General features: G+C 37.5%; 3 protein-coding genes. 2 read left to right on the top strand and 1 reads right to left on the bottom strand.

Annotation, left to right across the window (positions count from 1 at the left end; genetic code table 11):
• The first annotated feature begins 610 nt into the window (after positions 1-610).
• On the top strand, positions 611-1,225 hold the full coding sequence (locus AFK68_RS03740; RefSeq protein WP_094671652.1) for a hypothetical protein: 615 nt from the start codon (positions 611-613) through the stop codon (positions 1,223-1,225).
• Between the two features lie 73 nt (positions 1,226-1,298).
• On the opposite strand, the gene AFK68_RS03735 is transcribed toward AFK68_RS03740, so the two are convergent.
• Positions 1,299-1,583 carry a hypothetical protein gene (locus AFK68_RS03735; protein WP_143437485.1) on the bottom strand — a complete coding sequence of 95 codons (285 nt, stop codon included), beginning with the start codon at positions 1,581-1,583 and terminating at the stop codon, positions 1,299-1,301.
• 635 nt (positions 1,584-2,218) lie between these two features.
• Between AFK68_RS03735 and AFK68_RS03730 the strand changes: the two genes are divergently transcribed.
• A partial coding sequence (locus AFK68_RS03730; RefSeq protein ID WP_143437484.1) for a hypothetical protein occupies positions 2,219-2,967 on the top strand: 749 nt, incomplete at its 3' end.

Genomic DNA, 2,967 nt, shown 5'->3' with positions numbered 1-2,967 from the left:
GTTAAAACCGAGAGAATTGAAGATAAGGAAATATTATTTCTTTTTTTTCCCTTAAAAGGGGAGGCTTTAAACCAGAATTATTTAATAATTAATAATTAATAATTAATAATTCGGTAAAAATGTAAGTATTTAGCGGTCAGCTATCAGCTATCACCTATTAGCTACAAGAAGGAATTAGTCTGATAGCGATAATTAAAAGTCCGACACAAAAAAGGTCATCAGCTAAACTTAATAAGTTATTACTTTCAGGCATCTTTTTGCACAGAATGACCAAGTAAAAGCTGAGAGCTAACTACTAATAGCTGTTTGTGCAGCATTCCGCAGGAAATGCTTACATAAAAATCTTGATTCAATAAGGCTTTGGATTTATTCAGCCAGTCATAATTATGTCCGATTACTTATGATAATTGCGAGGTTTAAAATTACTTAGGAAAAAATTAAGATTTAAACCAAAAAGTAAGGAGAAATAAATCTTGTGAAATCCTTAAAAATGATGAAATTGTGATATCCTACTTGATAAGGATTGAAAATTTTGATGATGGATCTACCAGCAACCATAATACTAACAATAAACTAAAATGATATTGCTAAACAGGAACAAAACCTAAAAATGAGCAAGCTGTTGTATTTTGTCAGTATAGGAATATTAGCTTTCTGGATACTTAGATGTGAATCCTTAGCAGTTAATGATGAGGAGATGCAAGGGATAAAATTATCAGATTCCAGCAGTTTTGATCAGCAAATCCTGGCTCAGGTTTCAGCCCCTCCATCTTCTGATTCACTATCTCCATCGGCAGAAGTTCCGGAAAAGTCCAATACAGTCGCTAACTTAATCAAATCTACCGATCCAGAAGAAAGAGAAAAATCTCTAAAGCAAAACCTCGAAAATCAGCCAGATAGTATTACAACAAATCAAGGTCCTTCGGAAACAATATTTGTTCCTAGAACTAGAGACCCATTTTCTGTTGTGCCCCAAATTCCAGTGCCAGAATTAATACAAGAAGAATCTTCAGTAGGCCAATTACCAGAGATACAAGGCCAACAATTACCAAGCCTACCTACTCTTCCGGAAACTAAATCTCCTGTTACTTGGCAACAAAATGTTAGAAGAATAGTACCAAGTGACGATAGTATGGATATAGCCCAACAAGGCCCTAGAAGAGTATCACCCCCTACTTCAGTATTTCAACCTAGAAACTCTGTATTTGTAGAACGTGGTTGTTAGTTTTATCGTTCATAATAACCTGACAAAAACACTATTTCGGTCTGGTTCAACAATTAATAATTACCTCTTCTTTCTAGGACGTGTCATCAATTAAAGAGGTTGACAAAATGGGTATTTTATGCTGCATGGAGATGGCGATCGCTATGTCAATAAAATGACTGAAGCTGCCTCTAGGAATTCCTCCTAGGAAGTTAACCGAACGTTTATCGTATCTCGTAGCGATATAGCTGCCACTAGGCTCGGCCAACGCTCTATATTGTTTGAGTTTGGCGAAAAAATTTTCTATAAGATGACTTGCTAACTGCAATATTTCATCGTAATTACGAAGTTCTTTTCGGTTTTTTTTAGGAGGAATCACTACTTCTATTCCTCTCTCATTCAAAAGCCCAATTACCCTAAGAAAGAGCATAATAAGCTTTATCTCCTAGTACCGCTTCTGCTTCTACCATCGGTAATAAAACATCTGCTCCATCTAAGTCAAAAGCTTGACCTGGAGTAAAAAAAAGAGTAGGATTACCCAGAGCATCTACTACTCCATAATTTAGATGCGTTTGCCCTGCCTTAATTTTGTGATTATTGATTGTTTTTTCAAAAATTAGAAAATTTAGTCATTGTACTTCAGTAGACTACAATTTAGCCAAATTATCATACCGTTGGGATAAATACCCATCAATATTGCACTTCTAAAATTAATCTGTTACCATAAATAAGACTTTTAGGCTAGTAGTTTCACTCTGTCGAGCAAGCGTAAAACCAGAAAGATTAAATGGCTTTAGAACCAAGTGCTATGTCGCACTGCGGGAAATGAAAAGCGCAGCACCTCCCCAGGAGGCAAGACCCAGCAGAAACCAAAACCCTATTTCAGAATAGCTTTCCTATGGAAAGCTCCGGAAACCCTAACCTCATGTCTAGGAATTTCGAGTTTTCGCTCAAGCGATCCGTAGGGATAATGTCAATGCTATCCTGTGCAATATTAGATTTTTCAGAATCGTAATGCGTAAACTTTTCTTAACAGCAGGAGCAAGTATATTATCTCTCTGGATAAGTGGATGTGACTCTCTTCCTTTTATCAATGGTAGAGACAGTTCTACTGCGAATACTTCAGAAACTTCCCCTAGCACAAAATTAGAAGCTCCAGAATCTCCATCTTCACAACCTACTGATGGACCTTTTCCATCTCCAGATGTTCCCCAGAAGTCGGAAATATCAACAGATTTAATTCGGTCTACAGACGCGAATGAAAGAACTAAATCCCTTAAACAAGAAGTTCAAACTAACACAACCTCTCAAACACAAACTTCTATTCCGGCAAGTCCAGATACAAAAGATCCTTTCTCAGGTTTACCAAGTATCCCAGTGCCACGTCAGGACTCTGATCAAACGGATGATTCCATATTTACCCAACTTCCTGAACTCAGCAGTCAACAAGTACCAAATATCCCGAATCTACCCGAAACTAAATCACCTTCCTCTTGGACACCACCAGGGAGAACTCAACCCACAAACCAGGTTGGAGATTCACGCCAACCTGTGCAACAACAAAATCCACAACAGTCATCTCAAACAATAGATTCACGGGAACCTTCCTCTCAATCAAATACAACTACACAAAGCAGTCCACAACAAAAAACAAGTCAACAAGTAGCATCTAGAACGAACAGTAAGACTTCAGACAGTAAGACTTCAGACAGTAAGACTTCAGACAGTAAGACTTCAGACAGTAAGACTTCAGACAGTAAGAC

It is taken from the genome of Hydrocoleum sp. CS-953, from assembly GCF_002260545.1.
GTDB lineage: Bacteria > Cyanobacteriota > Cyanobacteriia > Cyanobacteriales > Microcoleaceae > Trichodesmium.
Note: the sequence above shows the minus strand (reverse complement) of the source record. Positions and strands in the feature narration are given on the sequence as shown.

Bases quoted from the DNA above. Each gene is read 5' to 3' on its own strand.
- AFK68_RS03740 (WP_094671652.1), top strand. From the start codon at position 611: ATGAGCAAGCTGTTGTATTTTGTCAGTATAGGAATATTAGCTTTCTGG.